At 38.6% G+C, this 17,105-nt stretch carries 14 protein-coding genes; all 14 read right to left on the bottom strand.

From position 1 onward, the window contains the following. Positions 1-283 precede the first annotated feature (283 nt). A complete protein-coding gene (pyrE, locus tag NST77_RS05340) occupies positions 284-904 on the bottom strand; it encodes an orotate phosphoribosyltransferase (RefSeq protein WP_095329121.1) in 621 nt (206 codons plus the stop codon). After that, the gene (pyrF, locus tag NST77_RS05335; protein WP_095329120.1) at positions 901-1,617 is read right to left on the bottom strand and encodes an orotidine-5'-phosphate decarboxylase; all 717 of its coding nucleotides are present in this window, start codon (positions 1,615-1,617) and stop codon (positions 901-903) included. Before pyrF ends, pyrE begins: the two co-directional genes overlap by 4 nt. Then, on the bottom strand, positions 1,589-2,530 hold the full coding sequence (locus NST77_RS05330) for a dihydroorotate dehydrogenase (protein WP_123257435.1): 942 nt from the start codon (positions 2,528-2,530) through the stop codon (positions 1,589-1,591). The genes pyrF and NST77_RS05330 overlap by 29 nt, the downstream gene beginning before the upstream one ends. Next, a complete protein-coding gene (locus NST77_RS05325) occupies positions 2,527-3,306 on the bottom strand; it encodes a dihydroorotate dehydrogenase electron transfer subunit (protein ID WP_095329118.1) in 780 nt (259 codons plus the stop codon). The genes NST77_RS05330 and NST77_RS05325 overlap by 4 nt, the downstream gene beginning before the upstream one ends. Next, positions 3,303-6,515, bottom strand: a complete 3,213-nt coding sequence (gene carB / locus NST77_RS05320) for a carbamoyl-phosphate synthase large subunit (protein WP_123257434.1) — start codon at positions 6,513-6,515, stop codon at positions 3,303-3,305. The genes NST77_RS05325 and carB overlap by 4 nt, the downstream gene beginning before the upstream one ends. After that, positions 6,502-7,599, bottom strand: a complete 1,098-nt coding sequence (locus NST77_RS05315) for a carbamoyl phosphate synthase small subunit (protein WP_095329116.1) — start codon at positions 7,597-7,599, stop codon at positions 6,502-6,504. Before NST77_RS05315 ends, carB begins: the two co-directional genes overlap by 14 nt. Next, positions 7,596-8,882: a dihydroorotase gene (locus NST77_RS05310; protein ID WP_123257433.1), complete on the bottom strand. Its 1,287-nt coding sequence runs from the start codon at positions 8,880-8,882 to the stop codon at positions 7,596-7,598. Before NST77_RS05310 ends, NST77_RS05315 begins: the two co-directional genes overlap by 4 nt. Further along, the gene (locus NST77_RS05305) at positions 8,848-9,786 is read right to left on the bottom strand and encodes an aspartate carbamoyltransferase catalytic subunit (protein WP_123257432.1); all 939 of its coding nucleotides are present in this window, start codon (positions 9,784-9,786) and stop codon (positions 8,848-8,850) included. The genes NST77_RS05310 and NST77_RS05305 overlap by 35 nt, the downstream gene beginning before the upstream one ends. Positions 9,787-9,974: 188 nt before the next feature. Next, positions 9,975-11,300 (bottom strand): solute carrier family 23 protein, encoded by a 1,326-nt coding sequence (locus NST77_RS05300; protein WP_095329113.1) that lies wholly within the window; start codon positions 11,298-11,300, stop codon positions 9,975-9,977. A 169-nt stretch (positions 11,301-11,469) separates the two neighbouring features. Beyond that, on the bottom strand, positions 11,470-12,012 hold the full coding sequence (gene pyrR, locus NST77_RS05295; RefSeq protein WP_095329112.1) for a bifunctional pyr operon transcriptional regulator/uracil phosphoribosyltransferase PyrR: 543 nt from the start codon (positions 12,010-12,012) through the stop codon (positions 11,470-11,472). A gap of 192 nt (positions 12,013-12,204) precedes the next feature. Next, positions 12,205-13,116: an RluA family pseudouridine synthase gene (locus NST77_RS05290; protein ID WP_095329111.1), complete on the bottom strand. Its 912-nt coding sequence runs from the start codon at positions 13,114-13,116 to the stop codon at positions 12,205-12,207. Next, complete coding sequence (gene lspA / locus NST77_RS05285) at positions 13,085-13,597, bottom strand: signal peptidase II (RefSeq protein ID WP_217279702.1); 513 nt, start codon at positions 13,595-13,597, stop codon at positions 13,085-13,087. Before lspA ends, NST77_RS05290 begins: the two co-directional genes overlap by 32 nt. A gap of 85 nt (positions 13,598-13,682) precedes the next feature. Further along, a complete protein-coding gene (locus tag NST77_RS05280; RefSeq protein ID WP_095329110.1) occupies positions 13,683-13,964 on the bottom strand; it encodes a hypothetical protein in 282 nt (93 codons plus the stop codon). 343 nt (positions 13,965-14,307) lie between these two features. Further along, positions 14,308-17,067: an isoleucine--tRNA ligase gene (gene ileS, locus NST77_RS05275; protein WP_095329109.1), complete on the bottom strand. Its 2,760-nt coding sequence runs from the start codon at positions 17,065-17,067 to the stop codon at positions 14,308-14,310. Between the last annotated feature and the right edge of the window lie 38 nt (positions 17,068-17,105).

Raw genomic sequence — 17,105 nt, 5'->3', positions numbered from 1 at the left:
TCACTCCAATTTTGGTTTTCATCCTTTTTATGAACACCACTTCTCCTCCATCTCACCCCAATTTTGGCGTTCATCCCTTCTATGAACACCATTTTTCTTACTTCCTGCATCCATTTTGGCGTTCACCATCCCTATAAACGCTACTTTTCGCCACCCCCCCTTCACCCTTCCATTTTCATGCCTCTATTGAACAATTCTTCTCACCAAATCCCAAACAATAACAAACTTTTTTACTCAAACTAAAAAACAGCACTTTACATAAAAGTGCTGTTCACTCCTTAATCTATCCCCAATTCTCCGGACTTTCCTTCCAAGCATTTAAGCTTGCCAAATCTCCTTCTTGAATATAGCCTTGTTTCTGTGCTACATCTAATAAGCTCGAATAGTCTGTTAATGAGTAGGCTGTAATCTCAGCGTCCCCAAGGAGTTCTTTGCCCTTTGGTAATTCATATGTAAAAATCGCAACGACACCAAGAACCTCACAACCTGCTTCTCGTAAACTATTAACAGCTGTGATGACACTCCCCCCAGTAGAAATTAAATCCTCGACGACGACTACTTTTTGGCCCTTTTCCACTTTTCCTTCAATCTGATTTCCTTTTCCATGCGCTTTTGCTTTTGAGCGGACGTATGCCATTGGTAAATCTAAAATATCACTTACCCAAGCAGCATGAGGAATACCTGCTGTCGCTGTTCCAGCCACTACTTCTGTTTCGGGGAAATTTTCTTTAATTAAATCAGCTAACCCTGTCGCAATATTTTTACGCACCTTAGGATAAGACAAAGTTAAGCGATTATCGCAATAGATTGGAGATTTTAATCCTGAAGACCAAGTAAATGGATCATTTGGCTGTAAAAAAACAGCTTTAATCTCTAGTAATTGTTCAGCAATTTCATGTTTCATAGCATAATGCCCTCCCACTCTGATTTAAATAATGTATAACTTTCATATGGATTTTCTGCTCTTGTAATCGAACGACCAACAACTATTGCTGATACACCATTCTCACGGGCAACTTGAGGTGTTGCAACGCGTACTTGATCCTGTACTTGATCTGTTTGTAATCGAATGCCAGGTGTTACAGTGAGAAACGATTCTCCTAATTGTTCACGAATGGCCCCAGCTTCTAATGTGGAGCAAACAACGCCATCTAATCCAGCCTCTTTCGTAATCGTTGCATAATGTAAAACAGACTCTACTAAAGGTACTGAAATTAACTGCTCTTTTTGCATGCTTGCTTCAGACGTACTTGTTAGCTGAGTTACTCCAATACATTTTGCTCGCTTCATTCCAGATGGTGTCCCTGCTTCAAGTCCTTCCACTGCCCGAGCCATCATGTCCACTCCGCCGGCTGCATGGACATTTACTAAATCAACGCCTAAGCTAGCAATATTTTTCATCGCACTTCCAACGGTATTAGGGATATCATGTAATTTTAAGTCGAGGAAAATTTGATGATTTTGCTCTTTTAATTCCTTGATAATGCTTGGTCCTTCTTTATAAAAAAGTTCCATTCCTACCTTTAAAAATAAAGATTCTCCATTAAATTTGCTCAAAAAGGAATGCACCTCTTCCTTTGTTGCAAAATCAAGCGCGATGATAAGCGAATTGTTCATGCTTTCCCCAGCTCCTTCCAGTTACTTCTGAAATATGTTCAAATCCGTATTTATCTAAAAGCTCAGGTAATTCTTCGATTATTTTTGGGCAAATGAATGGGTCCACAAAGTTTGCTGTCCCGACTGCTACTGCACTTGCACCAGCATAGAAAAACTCTAGGACATCCTCAGCCGACGATACACCGCCCATTCCGATAATCGGCAGATTTACCGCTTGACTTACTTCATAAATCATTCGAATTGCTACAGGTTTAACAGCTGGTCCAGATAAGCCTCCCGTTTTGTTCGCTAGAATGGGTTGTGCTGTCTTTAAGTCCAGACGCATGCCAACAAGCGTATTAATCATGGTAATCCCATCTGCCCCTCCTGCTTCCACTGCTTTTGCCATTTCCACAATATTTGTCACATTGGGAGATAGCTTTACATATACCGGAACCTCTGATACTTCCTTTACCTTTTTCGTCAATTCCTTTGCAACCTCAGGGATTGTTCCAAAAGCAATTCCTCCTGTTTTTACATTCGGACAAGAAATGTTTAATTCTAATGCGGCGACATTCGAAGCTTTGGAAATCTCTTTCGCCACTTCAACGTAATCCTCTTCAACGGATCCAGCAACATTTGCAATAATTGGTACATCAAACTGACTTAGCCATGGCAATTCTTCCCCAACTACTTTTTTAAGACCGGGATTTTGAAGACCGATAGCATTGAGCATCCCAGAAGTAGTTTCTGCGACCCTTGGTGTAGGATTGCCAAAGCGTGGCTCCACAGTTGTCGCTTTAATCATGATAGCACCAAGCTTGCTTAAATCATATAAATTACTGTATTCCCGTCCAAATCCAAAACAGCCAGAAGCAGGCATAATCGGGTTTTTAAGCTCTAATCCAGGAAGCTTTACCTGAAGTCGGTTCATAGGACAACCTCCCCTGTTCTAAATACTGGTCCATCTGTACATACTTTCTTATAACTAAACCCTGTTGGATCATCTGCTGTATGACATACACAAGCAAAGCACGCACCAATCCCACAACCCATTCTTTCCTCTAAAGAAATGAACACCTTTTTATCTGGAAATGTTTTTTCTAGATTTTTAAGCATTGGTGTTGGTCCACAGGAATATAATACGTCAAATTCTAGTTTTTCTTGAAAAATAACATCTGTCACAAATCCTTGTGTACCATAACTACCATCTACTGTAGCGATATACGTATCCCCGAGTTTGGCAAACTTTTCTTCATAAAAAGCAACGGATTCTGTTTGAAAGCCTAATACAGCCACTACCTTTACTCCTTTGGCAACTAGACGATTGGCTAATTCATATAATGGCGGCACTCCAATTCCTCCACCAACTAATAATGCTGTCTGCCCTGACTTACTTTCTTCAATTGGGAAACCATTTCCTAATGGACCAAGGATATCAATAGCTTCTCCTGCTTGTTTTTTGGCAAGAAGCTTGGTGCCAGCTCCTTCTGCACGGTAGATCATCGTAAATGTTTTTCTTTCCTGATCAATGTGGCAAATACTAATTGGACGTCTTAATAACGGTGCAGAATGATCACTTACTTTGATATGAACAAATTGACCTGGCTCGTTCATTTCAGAGACAAGCCCACCTGTTAAGGTGAGCTCCATAATATTCTCCGCGATTTCCTTCTGATCAACTACTGTACAGATTTCATTTTTGATCATATTAACACTGCCTCCGATTGCTTTTTGCTTGGCTCCATTGCCTCTGTAGAGAACGTCATGGATTCAACTACTCGCAGGATCGCCTCTGCTGTGTCTAAAGAAGTTAAACACGGAATCCCATTTTCGACAGATTCACGTCTGATACGGAACCCATCTCTTGCTGGCTGACTGCCTTTGGAGAAGGTATTAATGACAAATTGTGCTTCTCCATTGCGGATGACATCAATTAATGTATGGCCTTCTCCACCGATTTTGCCAACCACTTTTACTGGAATGTCATTGCTTTCAAGGAAAGCTGCTGTTCCACTTGTTGCCATTAAGCTATAGCCGATATTCGTAAATCTTTTTGCAAGCTGTAAAGCCTCTTCCTTATCTTTATCGCCAATTGTCATCAGAACAGTTCCGAATGTTTTAATCTTCATTCCTGAAGCAATTAACCCTTTATAAAGAGCCTTTTCAAGAGTGATGTCTTTCCCCATTACTTCTCCTGTTGACTTCATCTCAGGACCTAAGGTAATATCTACTCTTCGTAATTTTGCAAAAGAGAATACTGGAACTTTCACATAAACACCAGACTTCTCTACTACTAAGCCGGATTGATAGCCTTGTTCTTTTAAGGAAGTACCCAAAATAACTTTAGTAGCTATTTTCGCCATTGGCACATTCGTAATTTTACTTAAGAAAGGTACTGTTCTACTAGAGCGAGGATTTACTTCTAGTACAAAAACTTCGCCTTTGGATACAACATACTGGATATTCAGCAAACCAACGATTTTTAACCCTTTTGCCAGCCTTGTTGTATAATCTACTAATGTTTGCTTGATTTCTGCAGATAAGCTTTGTGGCGGATAGACTGCGATCGAATCGCCTGAGTGTACTCCCGCTCGCTCAATATGCTCCATAATTCCTGGAATTACTACATCAGTGCCATCACAGATTGCATCCACTTCAATTTCTTTCCCTGTTAAATATCGATCAATTAAGATTGGCTGTCCCGGACTTGCTTTAACTGCATTCTCCATATAAGGAACCAGCTCTTCTTCTTTATAAACAATCTGCATTGCTCTTCCACCTAATACATAAGATGGTCTTACTAGTACAGGGTAGCCAATTGATTGTGCAACGACAATTGCTTCTTCAACTGTTAACGCTGTTTTTCCGTCTGGCTGTGGTATACCCAAGGCTTGAAGACTTTGTTCAAACTTATCACGGTCCTCCGCACGATCTAAATCTTCAAGAGATGTTCCTAAAATTTTGATGCCACGCTCTGCTAATGGACCAGCTAAGTTGATGGCTGTCTGTCCGCCAAACTGAACCACTACTCCCTCTGGCTTTTCTAAATCAATGATATGCATGACATCTTCAATTGTAAGTGGCTCAAAGTAAAGTTTATCTGAAATACTAAAGTCTGTTGAAACAGTCTCTGGATTGTTGTTGATGATTATTGCTTCATAGCCTGCTTCCTTGATTGCCCAAACAGAATGAACCGTTGCATAGTCAAACTCAATTCCTTGACCGATACGAATTGGACCCGAACCAAGGACAACAATGCTCTTCTTATCTGTGACAATGGATTCATTTTCCTCTTCATATGTTCCATAGTAGTATGGTGTTTCTGATTCAAATTCAGCAGCACATGTATCAACCATTTTATAGACAGGTACAATGCCTTTCTTTTTTCTCCAGTTATATATTTCAAGTTCTGTTGTGTTCCAAAGCTTTGCAAGCTGAATATCAGCGAATCCTTTTTCTTTTGCTTCTTTTACATACTCCTCATCAAATGGATGGTTAACTAACTCTTTCTCAAACTTAATAATGCCTTCCAGTTTGAAAAGGAAGAAGAGATCAATTTTACTCCACTCATGAATGGTTTCTATGCTTATGCCCCGATTAAGTGCCTCTGCTATATAAAACAATCTTTCGTCACCGGCAACTCTTATTCGTTTCTCGAGTAATTCATCACTTGTTTCATCTGCTGCATTTAGAGAGAAATGATATACTTTTGCTTCTAGAGAGCGGATCGCTTTTAGTAAAGATTCTTCAAAAGTACGGCCAATTGCCATTACTTCCCCAGTTGCTTTCATTTGGGTCCCTAAATTACGCTTTGCTGATTCAAACTTATCGAAAGGAAAGCGTGGGATTTTACTTACAACATAATCAAGGGCTGGCTCAAAGCTTGCATAAGTTTTTCCAGTGACAGGATTCATCATCTCATCCAATGTTAAGCCTACTGCAATTTTTGCCGCCAGCTTTGCAATTGGATAGCCAGTTGCTTTACTAGCAAGGGCAGATGAACGACTTACTCTTGGGTTTACTTCGATAATATAGTATTGAAAGCTATCTGGATCTAAGGCAAGCTGTACGTTACAGCCACCTTCGATTTTTAAGGCACGGATAATTTTTAAAGATGTATTTCTTAGTAATTGATATTCACGGTCGCTTAATGTTTGGCTTGGTGCCACGACAATACTGTCACCTGTATGAATCCCAACTGGATCGATATTTTCCATGTTACATACTACAATCGCGTTATCATTGCTATCACGCATTACTTCGTATTCAATTTCTTTAAAGCCCGCGATGCTTTTTTCTAATAAACATTGTGTAACTGGGCTATTTTTCAAGCCGCTTGTTACGATCTCTTCTAATTCTTCATCATTATGGCAAATCCCTCCACCAGTTCCTCCTAGTGTAAAAGCAGGTCGGACGATAACCGGATAACCAATTTTCTCCACAAAAGCTTTTGCTTCCTCCATATTGTGGATAATATCACTAGCTGGTACAGGTTCACCTAATTCATTCATCAAATTACGGAAAAGGTCTCTATCTTCTGCTTGCTGAATGGCAGATAGCTTTGTTCCAAGTACTTCAACTCCACATTCCTTCAACACACCAGCATCGGAAAGCTCAACAGCAAGGTTCAAGCCAGTTTGCCCTCCTAATGTTGGGAGAATAGCATCTGGTCGCTCTTTGCGGATAATTCTGCTGACAAATTCAAGTGTTAATGGTTCTATATACACTTTATCTGCCATTTCTGTATCTGTCATAATGGTCGCAGGGTTGGAGTTTACTAGAATAACACGATAGCCTTCTTCCTTTAAAGCGATACATGCTTGCGCTCCTGCATAGTCAAATTCTGCTGCCTGCCCAATGATGATTGGTCCTGATCCGATTACTAATATACTTTTAATACTTTTAAGCTTTGACATATGCGGCACCTTCCTGTTTGTGAGATTGTATCATTTCCATAAAACGATCGAATAAATAGTTGGCATCCTCTGGTCCAGGTGAAGCTTCTGGATGATATTGTACGGTAAATGCTGGATATTCTTTATGCTGTAGGCCTTCAATTGTTCCATCATTTAAAGCAATATGTGTTATTTCTAAGTTTGTATATTTAATAGATTCTTCCTCTACTGTATAGCCATGGTTTTGCGATGTCAGCGAAACCTTCCCTGTTAATAAATCCTTCACTGGGTGGTTTGATCCTCTATGACCAAACTTCATTTTCTCCGTGTTTGCCCCACTTGCAAGTGCGAACAATTGATGACCTAGACAGATTCCAAACAACGGTACTTTCCCAATAATTCCTTTAATTGCTTCAATGGACTCCGGTACATCCTTTGGATCCCCAGGTCCGTTAGATAACATCACACCATCTGGACTTAAATTTAGAATGTCTTCTGCTGTAGTGTTATAAGGAACAACGATTACATCACAATCTCGTTTATTTAATTCTCGTAAAATACCATGCTTCATGCCATAGTCTACTAACACTACGCGGCTTCCACGGCCAGGGCTTGGATAAGGTTTCTTTGTTGAAACTTGCTTTACTTGTTCTGCACTTAATGTAATACCTTTTAATTTTGCAATTACTTCTTCCGCATTTTCTTCGATGCTGCAAATGGCGCCTTTTAACGTTCCATATTGACGGATAATACGGGTTAATTTTCTCGTATCTATTCCTGCAATTCCGGGAATTTTCTTTTGTTTAAAATATTCGTCTAATGATAGTTCATTTCGCCAGTTTGAAGGGAAATCACACACTTCTTTGACAATAAATCCATGGATAGCAGGCGTTATCGATTCAAAATCATCTCTATTGATGCCATAATTCCCCACTAAAGGATACGTAAGTGTGACAATTTGTCCACAGTAGGATGGATCGGATAGAATTTCCTGATAGCCTGTCATACCTGTGTTAAATACTATTTCACCAAATTTTTCTGTATCGGCACCGAAGCCTTTCCCGATAAATACTGTGCCATCTTCAAGAATTAGTTGTTTTTTCATGCGTGTACACTTTCCTTTCTCCAAGCAATCTTTCCACTAACAATTGTTGTAACTGGCCAACCTTGACATTCCCAACCAGCAAATGGGGTATTTCTTCCTTTTGATAAAAATGTTTCAGGATCAATTTTATTTTTCTCTTCTAAATCAAGTATTACGATATCCGCTTTCTTTCCTGTTTCTAATGTTCCCGTATCCAATTTAAAGCTTTGAGCTGGTTTTACCGTTAGATAATCCATTAACTGTTGCAGCGTCATGACCCCTGTTTTTACAAAGTTCGTATAAAGGAGCGGAAATGCTGTTTCTAAACCAACAATTCCAAATGGTGCAAGCTGCATCGACTGTGCCTTTTCTTCTGCTGTATGTGGTGCATGATCTGTTGCAATAAAATCAATTGTTCCATCTAGCAGCCCTTCGATTAGAGCAGCACGATCCTCTGTTCCTCTTAAAGGAGGATTCATTTTATAATTCGTGTCAAGGGAAGGAATATCTGTATCTGCTAATAGTAAGTGGTGTGGTGATACCTCTGCAGTCACTCTTATTCCAGCTTTTTTCGCATCTCTTACAACACGTACAGATTCTTTTGTACTGATATGGCAAACATGATAATGACAGCCTGTTGCTTCTGCTAAAAGAACATCTCTTGCAATTTGGACTGATTCACAAACACTTGGTATTCCATTTACACCGTTCGCCTTCGAAAATTCCCCTTCATGGACACAACCTTTATTAATGAGGCTGTTGTCTTCACAGTGAGCGACAATTGCCATATCCAACGCAGCAGCTTGCTTCATTGCTTCAAGCATTTGGCCAGCTTCTTGAATTCCTACGCCATCATCTGTAAAGGCAAATGCTCCTAATTCTTTAAGTGCCTTAAAATCAGTAAGCTCTGTCCCTAATTGTCTAATTGTAATGGAGGCATACGGTAAAACATTTACATTGGCTGTTTTTTTAATTCTTTCATTTAAATTATGTAGATTTTCGACCGTGTCAGGCACAGGTCTAGTGTTTGGCATATTCGCAATCGTTGTGAATCCACCTCTAGCTGCTGCCATTGTCCCTGTTGCAATCGTTTCTTTCTTTTCGCCGCCTGGCTCTCTTAAATGAACATGCAAATCAATAAAGCCTGGCGCAACCACTTTTCCAGCTGCATCAATCACTTCCTCTGCAGTTACATTGATTTCCTTTGCAATCATCTTAATTGCTCCATTTTCAATCAAAATGTCGTTCTGTTCTAATTCCCCTGTAGTATTAAGCAACTGGCCATTTTTGATAAGTATTGACATGTTCATTTCTCCCTCCGATATTTTCTAATGATCTTTTTAGTACACTCATGCGGATAAACACACCATTCTCCATTTGCTTAAAAATTCTGGAGCGTTCGCATTCCACAAGTTCATCGGCAATTTCAACATCTCTGTTTACTGGGGCAGGATGCATAATAATGCTTCCTTGCTTCATTTTTCTTTCTCTTTCTATTGTTAATCCATAAAGCTTATGGTAGCTTTCTTTGTCAAAAACAGCTCTTTCATCGCCATGCCTTTCATGTTGGACACGCAGCAGCATCACAACATCGGATGTTTCAATCGCTGTATCAATATCTTCATAATTTGCATCTTGTAAGACTGTTTCATCAAACCATTCTCTTGGTCCGGAAAAAACAACCTCTGCCCCTAGCCTTGTCAGAGCATCTGCATTAGATCTAGCGACACGGCTATGGCTAATATCACCGATAATACTTACTTTTAAGCCGTTGAAGCGTTGGAATTCCTGCTGTATGGTTAGAAGGTCAAGCAATGATTGAGTAGGATGATGACCACAGCCATCTCCTGCATTAAGGACTGGTATATTTACTTTTCCGACTAACTCATCAAAGTAGCGGTCAGTTTCGTGCCTTATGACTACAGCATTTACTCCTATTGATTCCAGCGTTCGAACAGTATCATATAGTGTTTCTCCTTTCACAACACTTGAGGTTGTCGTTTCAAAAGGAATCACTTCAAGTCCTAACTTTCTTTCCGCTACTTCAAAGCTGCTTTTTGTTCTCGTGCTAGCTTCGAAAAAAAGATTTGCTATAAAACATTGATTTGCCGGCCGCCATATTTCTCCATCTGCAAATCTTTGTGCATCTCTTAAGATTTCCTGAATCTCTGTAACGGTTAACTCAGTCGTCGTTAATAAGTTTTCCATGATACTACCTCCCGTGATTTGCTGCTGTTTACTAACTTCACTTCGCAAAAAAAACGCCCTAACATACTCGTTAGGGCGTCAAAAATTTCACTTTTGCATAGATTTAGGCAAAGTAAACCTGCGGCTATAATCTATGCATCGTTTTTGGCACCCTTATAAGTCTCTCTGTACTTGTTTAAAAGGTGTTCTTATTTAGTTTCATCTACTGCGATTGATTCTTCGAATAAATCTTCTTTTGCTTTTTCTCTACCAGGCAATACTAGGTTTAAAATAATTCCGAGGATTGCAGCAAAAGCCATTCCCTCTAGTTTAAAGTGTTCTCCCATATGAATCGAGAATCCGCCTATTCCAGTTACAAGGATGACAGATGCAATAACTAAATTGCGGTTTTTATTAAAATCAAGCTTTGCTTCTACAATAATTCTTAATCCAGATGATGCAATAATTCCGAAAAGAAGGATAGATACGCCTCCCATTACTGGTGTTGGGATAGACTGTATAAGGGCCGCAATTTTGCCGATAAAGCCAAAACCTATTGCTAATACTGCTGCTCCTCCTAAAACATATACACTATACACTCTCGTTATTGCTAAAACCCCTATGTTTTCTCCATAAGTTGTTTTTGCAGGTCCACCCATTAAAGCAGATATAATCGTTGCAGTTCCATCTCCTAAAATACTTCTGTGAAGGCCAGGATCTTTTATATAATCTTTTCCAACTACTTTACTTAATACAAGCTGATGACCGATATGCTCCGTTAGTGTCACGATTGCCACTGGAACAAAAATTGTTAGTAGGGCAAGGTTTATTGTTACAGGATAATCTACGAATGGGAAGATAAAGTCTGGCATTGCAAACCATTTGGCATCCAAGACTCCTTGAAAGTTAACCACTCCTACAAGCAGGGCATAGACATAGCCGATTACGATACCTGCTAATATTGGGATAAAGCTGAATACTCCTTTGCCAAACATCGTGAAAAGGATGGTTGCAAGTAATGTCACTAATGCTACAGAGATATAAAGTAAGCTGTATTCTTGATTCTCAGCTCCATTATTCATATACATTGATTGTCCAACCGCAGTTGTAGCAAGCGCTAATCCGATTACCATGATTACAGGTCCGACAACGATCGGTGGCAAGATATTCATAATCCAACGATATCCTGCTTTTTTAATCGTTAAGGCAACAATTCCATACACAATTCCGGCAATAAAGGTTCCGATCATTGCTGCGCCTGGCCCGCCGCCCGGCATTGTCTTCGCCGCGATAACGGGTGCGATAAAAGCAAAAGAGGAGCCTAAATATGCAGGTACTTTAAATTGTGTAATGATTAAGAATGCGAGTGTACCTATTCCACTTGAGACTAAAGCGACCGCTGGACTCAATTCAATTAAGAATGGTACTAATACAGTTGCGCCAAACATGGCGAATAAATGCTGTAAGCTTAAGGTAATCCATTGAAGAGCACTTGGTTTATCATTAATTCCTAATAAGGGTTTTGTTTCGTTCATTTCTGTCTCCTCTTTCTGTTTTAAAAAATTGAGTAAGTTATTAATATCCCCTATTGAAAAAATAAAACCCCTTTTCTGCGCAGCAAAAAGGGGTTTTAAGCAGGTTTAAAGAAACCTTAGAAAAACTCCCCTTTTCAGCCTCACAGGACTGCTTTTAAAAGGGATCTATTTAATTTTCAAATATATTTACTTCATCATGTCCATCGACTTCATCAAGCTCGACTACAATTTTTTCTGAACTGGAAGTTGGAATGTTCTTCCCTACATAATCAGCTCTTATCGGAAGTTCTCGATGACCTCTGTCCACTAAAACCGCAAGCTGTATAGATGCTGGTCTTCCCAAATCCATCAGTGCATCCATTCCGGCACGAACAGTTCTACCTGTATATAACACATCATCTACCAGAATGACTTTTAAGCCTTGGATATCTGTTGGAATATCTGATCCTTTTACTAATGGTTCCTCATTCTTTGTTTTCTTCGTTAAATCATCTCGATATAACGTAATATCTAACTCTCCAACTTCGATTGGCTTTCCTTCTATTTGGGCAATTTTTTCGGCAAGACGGTTTGCAATATAGATACCTCTTGTCCGAATGCCAACTAGAATACAATTTTCTATCCCTTTATTCTTTTCAATAATTTCATGAGCGATTCTAGTTAATGCTCGTCTTATTGCTTGATCGTCTAGTACAAGTGCCTTTTTTGACATCTCGATCACCATCCATGCTGTGAATTCAATCTTTAAAAAAAATATCCTCTCACCCTTTTGGATGAGAGGATATACGTATACTAAGATAGCTATTACTTAAAATAGCTATAATCCGTTACCTTCTCAACCTCACGGGATTGATTTAAAGGACTTATTCAACTAAAGTTATCTTAATATAAGATAGAACTCTTGTCAACGATTATTTCGTAATGTATCTAAAAGCTGTTCATATTCTTTAGGTAAAGGTGCTTCGAACTCTAGATATTCTCCTGTTCGTGGATGTTCAAATCCTAGTAAGCCAGCATGAAGTGCCTGACCGCCAATATCTAATGTTTTTCTTGGTCCATATTTAGGATCTCCCACAAGCGGATAGCCGATATACTTCATATGCACACGAATTTGGTGGGTACGTCCCGTCTCTAATTGACATTCAATATAGGTGTATTCCGCTATTCTTTCTAGCACGTGAAAATGAGTAACCGCGTGTTTCCCCTTATCTACAACAGCCATACTTTGTCTGTCTTTCGTGTCACGACCAATCGGTGCCTCAATTGTCCCATAATCATGGGGAATAGAACCATGTACTAATGCTTTATATTTTCTCGTTACCGTTTTTGCTACTAATTGATTCACTAGGCTTTCATGCGCAGCATCATTTTTAGCAACCATCAGCAGACCAGACGTATCTTTATCAATTCGGTGGACAATCCCTGGTCTCATCACCCCATTAATCCCAGAAAGATCTTTACAATGCGCCATCAGACCATTTACTAATGTTCCTGTTACATGGCCAGGTGCTGGATGTACAACCATTCCCTTTGGTTTATTTACTACGATAACATCTTGATCCTCATAATAAATATCCAAATCCATTTCCTCTGCTTCTACATCTAACTCCACTGCTTCTGGTACTTCAATAGCTACTATATCATTTAAAACACCTTTATACTTTGTTTTGACAGTTTGTCCGTTAACAGTTACATGACCGTCTTTTATCCATTGTTGAACCTGCGTTCTGGACCAATCTGCATTAATTGTGGAAACAATCTTGTCGATTCGTTCATTTACTTGTTCACTTTGAATGATATGTTCCTTTTTCTCCATGTTTCTTCTCCTTCTTTGCGTCTCTATCCTCCCTCAGCATCACTAGGATTAATAAAATAACACCAATTACTAAAGATGAGTCTGCAATATTAAATATAGGGAAATCATAATTGAAGATATACGTATTGATAAAGTCGACTACATATTGATGTCTGGCCCGGTCGATAAAATTACCAAGCGCACCACCCAAAATTAGACCAAGTGAAACGCCATACAGCATTTTTCCTTTTGTACCAGTTTGAATCAAATAAATTAACCCAATCACCACAATGACGGTGATAATATAGAAAAATACCATTTGATTTTCCAGCATGCCCCATGCAGCTCCACTATTACGATGAGATGTTAGGTAGAAAAAATCTTTTATTACCTCGATGCTTTCTCCCAGCTCCATATTTTTTACAACTAACCATTTTGTCCATTGATCAATAATAATAATAATAGCTGCAATTATGTAATAAAACACTAAAGTTTCCTCCATTCTCGAGTCTCCTTTAGCATTTTAGCATAAACTAGATGAAAACGATAGCTTGGCCGCATATTTCTATTTGAAGCTAGTGTATTAATCAGTGGATTGACTTTCGATAATAGGATTGAATGCTGTTAATATCGTCCTTTGTCCTAATTGTCGGAATCATCTCCAACAAATCAAATGGCAGCAATTCACCTGACATTTCACACATTCCAAAATTACCAGTTTCTAACTTTTGCATCGTTTCTTCTACATCTTTTAGTTCATCTTCAATATATTTATTTATTTTTGAATCTCTTTTTACTCTTAACGTTGTTACTAATTCAATTTGTGTCATACGGAGTTCTGTATAAAGCTTTTCAATAGTAGAATTCAATTCCATTACCTCCGTTTCTTTAATTATTTTTAGCATTTCCATTGAGGGAGACAAAAACCGATTAAAGATTTAACAGGCATAACAACTATTAACGGAGGTGGAAGTATTTCACTTCTTTTCACATGTATAAAAAATCCCCTCCGCTTTATGATAATAGCCAGGAATGTCTTTCACACTATGTAATCACTTTTTCTGTTTTCTTTTCCCAATAAAAGGCTTTTCCTAAACTTTTTTCCTTTTATCAAAAAAACCCCAAACAAAGGATACGAAATATTTTTTCGTATCCTTATTTGGGGTTAACTTCGGCTTGAAAGTTTATATTTCAGCCTCATATAAAAAATTATTAATAATTTTCTTCTACTACATGTGCGCATCGTTCACATAGTGTTGGATGTGCTTCCACTTTACCGACATCTGTTGTTACAGTCCAGCATCTTTCACATGTTTCACCATCTGCTTTTGTAACAACAATAGCTGCATTTTCAAGTTTTAAAGCATCTTCAGGTGCGCTATTATATGCACCAGCAATTTCAAAACCTGATACGATAAATAATTGCTGTAAGTTTTCTTGAATGGAATTTAGAAGGCTATTTACTTCTTCATTTACATACAATGTTACTTTCGCTGCAAGTGATTTACCGATTACTTTTTGATTACGTGCTTCTTCTAAAGCTTTCAGCACATCATCACGTACAACCAAGAATTTATTCCATTTTTCTTCTAACACATCACTATTTTCAAATGTTGTGTATGCTGGGAAATCAGTTAGCTGTACACTTTCTTCTTGTGCAGAAGAGATATGATCCCATACCTCATCCGCAGTATGCGGTAAGATTGGTGCAACTAATTTTGTTAAGCTGATTAAGCTTTCGTAAAGAACGGTTTGAATCGCTCTTCTTTCTTTATTATTTGCTGCTTCAATGTAAAGTACATCTTTTGAAAAATCAAGATAGAATGCACTTAAGTCCAGTGTACAGAAATTATTAATATTATGATAAATCGTAGAGAAGTCATATTTATCATAGGATTCTGTTACGTTTTTAATCAATTTATTTAATTTAATCAGCATAAACTGATCAACTTCACGTAATTCATCGTAGGAAAGTGCATCTGTTTCTGGATTGAAATCAGCAAGATTTCCTAATAAGAAACGGAATGTATTTCTAATTTTACGATATCCTTCTGTTACTTGTTTTAATATAGCATCAGATACGCGTACATCTGCTTGGAAGTCTACAGAAGCTACCCATAGGCGTAAAATATCTGCACCTAATTGATTCATAACTTTTGCAGGAACCATTACATTTCCTAGTGACTTACTCATTTTACGGCCTTCTCCATCTAAAACAAAGCCATGACTTAAAACAGCTTTATAAGGTGCTTTACCAGTTACCGCTACACTTGTAGATAAAGAGGAGTTAAACCAGCCGCGATATTGGTCAGAACCTTCTAGATATAAGTCAGCAGGACGCTGCAGATCATCTCTTTCTAGCAATACAGCTTGGTGAGAAGAACCAGAGTCGAACCATACATCCATAATATCTGTTTCTTTCGTAAATTCTCCATTAGGGCTTCCAGGGTGTGTAAATCCTTCTGGTAATAATTCCTTCGCAGACTTTTCAAACCAAATATTTGAACCATTTTCTCTAAATAAATTAGAAATATGCTCAATCGTTTCATCCGTAATAATGCTGTCACCGTTTTCTGCATAAAATACAGGAATTGGCACTCCCCATGCACGTTGTCTTGAAATACACCAGTCTCCACGATCACGAATCATATTAAATAATCTTGTTTCGCCCCATGCCGGAACCCAAGCTGTTTCTTTAACTGCATCTAATAGTTCATTTCTAAAGTCTTTAATAGAAGCAAACCATTGTGCGGTAGCACGGAAAATAACTGGTTTTTTCGTTCTCCAGTCATGTGGATAGGAGTGAGTGATAAATTGCAGCTTTAATAATGCTCCAGCCTCTTCCAGTTTTTCGGTAATCGGCTTATTCGCTTTATCATAGAATAACCCTTCAAATCCAGGTGCTTCTTCTGTCATAACCCCTTTATCATCAACAGGACAAAGAACTTCCAATCCGTATTTTTGCCCAACTAAGAAGTCATCTTCCCCATGTCCAGGAGCAGTATGAACACATCCAGTACCTGCATCTGTTGTTACGTGTTCTCCTAACATTACTAAAGAATCACGGCCATAGATTGGATGTGCAGCTAGAATATACTCTAAGTCTTTCCCTTTCAATTCTTGAACTACTTTCGCTTCTTCCCAGCCAATTTCTGTTTTAACACTTTCCAGTAAGTCTTGTGCTACTAAGTATTTGCTGCCTTTTTCTTCCACTACAACATACGTTAAAGTAGGGTGAACAGAAATACCTAAGTTAGCAGGAATTGTCCATGGAGTAGTTGTCCAGATAACGATTTGTACATCCTCTTCTAGAACCCCTTTGCCATCCTTTACTTTAAAGCCAACATAAATGGAAGCAGACTTTTTATCTTTATATTCAATTTCAGCTTCAGCAAGAGCTGATTCACTTGTTGGAGACCAGTAAACTGGCTTTTTACCTTTGTAAATATAGCCTTTTTTCGCCATCTCTCCAAACACTTTAATTTGCTGTGCTTCATATGCAGGCTTTAAAGTAATATAAGGATTTTCCCAATCTCCGCGAACTCCTAAGCGTTTAAATTGTTCTCGTTGACTGTCGATTTGCCCTAATGCATATTCTTCACATAGTTTACGGAACTCAGCAATCGTCATTTCTTTACGTTTAACCCCTTTATTGGTTAAAGCTTGTTCGATTGGCAGACCGTGTGTATCCCATCCTGGCACATATGGTGCTTGAAAGCCAGTCATTGATTTATAACGAACAATGAAATCTTTTAAAATTTTATTAAGCGCATGTCCAATATGGATGTCTCCGTTTGCATATGGAGGTCCATCATGCAAAACAAACATTGGGCGACCTTGAGTACGTTCCTGTACTTTTTCGTAGATGTTCATTTCTTTCCATTTCGCTTGAATTTCAGGCTCACGATTAGGCAAGTTTCCTCTCATCGGAAATGCTGTTTTTGGCATGAGCAACGTATCTTTATATTCCATTTTCTTCCTCCAACTTAATTCTCTTTTTTCATGTATAC

This window comes from Niallia sp. FSL W8-0177, assembly GCF_038006285.1.
Classification (GTDB): domain Bacteria; phylum Bacillota; class Bacilli; order Bacillales; family Cytobacillaceae; genus Niallia; species Niallia circulans_A.
Note: the sequence above shows the minus strand (reverse complement) of the source record. Positions and strands in the feature narration are given on the sequence as shown.

Bases quoted from the DNA above. Each gene is read 5' to 3' on its own strand.
- pyrF (WP_095329120.1), bottom strand. From the start codon at position 1,617: ATGAACAATTCGCTTATCATCGCGCTTGATTTTGCAACAAAGGAAGAG.
- pyrE (WP_095329121.1), bottom strand. From the start codon at position 904: ATGAAACATGAAATTGCTGAACAATTACTAGAGATTAAAGCTGTTTTT.
- NST77_RS05305 (WP_123257432.1), bottom strand. From the start codon at position 9,786: ATGGAAAACTTATTAACGACGACTGAGTTAACCGTTACAGAGATTCAG.
- lspA (WP_217279702.1), bottom strand. From the start codon at position 13,597: ATGGAGGAAACTTTAGTGTTTTATTACATAATTGCAGCTATTATTATT.
- NST77_RS05310 (WP_123257433.1), bottom strand. From the start codon at position 8,882: ATGTCAATACTTATCAAAAATGGCCAGTTGCTTAATACTACAGGGGAA.
- NST77_RS05325 (WP_095329118.1), bottom strand. From the start codon at position 3,306: ATGATCAAAAATGAAATCTGTACAGTAGTTGATCAGAAGGAAATCGCG.
- pyrR (WP_095329112.1), bottom strand. From the start codon at position 12,012: ATGTCAAAAAAGGCACTTGTACTAGACGATCAAGCAATAAGACGAGCA.
- NST77_RS05315 (WP_095329116.1), bottom strand. From the start codon at position 7,599: ATGAAAAAACAACTAATTCTTGAAGATGGCACAGTATTTATCGGGAAA.
- NST77_RS05300 (WP_095329113.1), bottom strand. From the start codon at position 11,300: ATGAACGAAACAAAACCCTTATTAGGAATTAATGATAAACCAAGTGCT.
- NST77_RS05290 (WP_095329111.1), bottom strand. From the start codon at position 13,116: ATGGAGAAAAAGGAACATATCATTCAAAGTGAACAAGTAAATGAACGA.
- ileS (WP_095329109.1), bottom strand. From the start codon at position 17,067: ATGGAATATAAAGATACGTTGCTCATGCCAAAAACAGCATTTCCGATG.
- NST77_RS05330 (WP_123257435.1), bottom strand. From the start codon at position 2,530: ATGAACCGACTTCAGGTAAAGCTTCCTGGATTAGAGCTTAAAAACCCG.
- carB (WP_123257434.1), bottom strand. From the start codon at position 6,515: ATGTCAAAGCTTAAAAGTATTAAAAGTATATTAGTAATCGGATCAGGA.